This window comes from Arthrobacter flavus (genome assembly GCF_039526005.1).
In the GTDB taxonomy this organism is placed as follows: Bacteria; Actinomycetota; Actinomycetes; order Actinomycetales; family Micrococcaceae; genus Arthrobacter_D; species Arthrobacter_D flavus.
Map to the genome: position 1 here is coordinate 1 of NZ_BAAAIJ010000042.1, position 1632 is coordinate 1632.

The 1632-nt window shown below is 63.4% G+C and carries 1 protein-coding gene and 1 pseudogene; both read left to right on the forward strand.

All coding sequences use genetic code 11. From position 1 onward, the window contains the following. Positions 1 to 710: pseudogene (locus tag ABD059_RS09935) on the forward strand (hypothetical protein); the annotation flags it as partial. Beyond that, positions 707 to 1522 (forward strand): IS21-like element helper ATPase IstB, encoded by an 816-nt coding sequence (gene istB, locus ABD059_RS09940; RefSeq protein WP_343879588.1) that lies wholly within the window; start codon positions 707 to 709, stop codon positions 1520 to 1522. The pseudogene ABD059_RS09935 and the gene istB, both read left to right, overlap by 4 nt. Positions 1523 to 1632: the final 110 nt, after the last annotated feature.

Below are 1632 nucleotides of genomic sequence, written 5' to 3' on the forward strand. Positions count from 1 at the left end.
GGAAGGTCCGTGTCTCACTACGGGCCTCTGAGATCGTAGTGTTCGACGGGCGCGTGATTGTGGCTAGGCATCAGCGAATCACCGTCAAGCACGGCCAATCCGTGCAGCTCGATCACTACCTCGAGGTCCTCAAAACCAAACCCGGTGCCCTTCCCGGTTCCACCGCTCTAGCCCGAGCACGACAGACCGGTTCGTTCACCAACGCTCATGAAGCTTTCTGGGCTGCGTCCCGGCGGGTCAACGGCGACGCGGACGGAACCCGTGAACTCATCGACGTCCTGCTCCTTCACCGGTTCATGCACCCCGACGACATCCAAGCTGGGATCAACGCAGCCCTTGGAGTTGGTGCGGTCAGCGCCGACGTCGTCGCGGTCGAAGCACGCCGGCACGCAACCGAAAACCTGAACAGCAATCGGAACCAGGCTGCCGCGGGTGGGTCCACGCCGGACCGTCATTCCGATGCCCGTCGTGGTGCTCACGCCGAGGACAAAGTGCAACGGGTTGTCAGTCTCACCCAACGCCGCCTCATGGACCCCGCCGCAGTCATCGCCGGCCTCCCACCCGACAGCCGACCGATTCCGACCGTCGGCCCCTATGACGAGCTACTCGCGAAACGTGCCCCAGCGAACCCAGCTGGCACGACCGCTGGCAACTCGAACAAGATCTCGAACAGCCCATCCGTCAGCATGTCGAAGGAGAACATCTCATGAGCCCCACCCCGACCACGACAGTGACCCCGACGTTGCGCCGGCGACGTGGCCTGACCGAGCAAGCTGCCGTCGCGACCGTCGATCAGGCTTGCCGACGGCTCCGTCTCCCCACGATCCGGGCGGTCCTCGACGAAGCACTGACCGTCGCCGGAAAAGAACAGTTGTCCTACCAGGGGTTCCTGGCCGAGTTGCTGCTGGCTGAGTGTGATGACCGGGACCGCCGCTCCTCGACCCGGCGGGTGAAAGCGGCGAACTTCCCGCGGGACAAGTGGCTCGGGGACTTCGACTTCGACGCGAATCCCAACATCAACCCCGCAACCATCCACACTTTGGCCACCGGGGACTGGGTTCGCAAGGGACGGCCGCTCTGTCTCATCGGGGACTCCGGGACCGGGAAATCCCACCTCCTCATCGGATTGGGGACCGCGGCCGCGGAAAAGGGGTACCGGGTGAAATACACCCTCGCCACCAGGCTCGTGAACGAACTCGTCGAAGCAGCAGACGAGAAGATGCTCGCTAAAACCATCGCCCGGTACGGGCGGGTAGACCTCCTCTGCATTGATGAGCTCGGCTATATGGAACTCGACCGGCGAGGCGCCGAGCTCCTCTTCCAGGTCCTCACCGAACGCGAAGAGAAGAACTCGATCGCGATCGCATCCAACGAGTCCTTCTCCGGCTGGACGAAAACCTTCACCGACCCGCGGCTCTGCGCCGCGATCGTCGACCGGCTCACCTTCAACGGCGCCATCATCGAAACCGGCACCGACTCCTACCGCCTCGCCCACACCCTCGCCCAGCAAAGCACGAACTGAGCTGCGAAGACCCTTGTTACCCAATGTTCCGCTAAATAATTACCCGTCAGAGTAGCCTTCCTCACCCCGGCAGGGCGGAGGCGAGTCGATTCCGGTCGTGTAACGCTTCC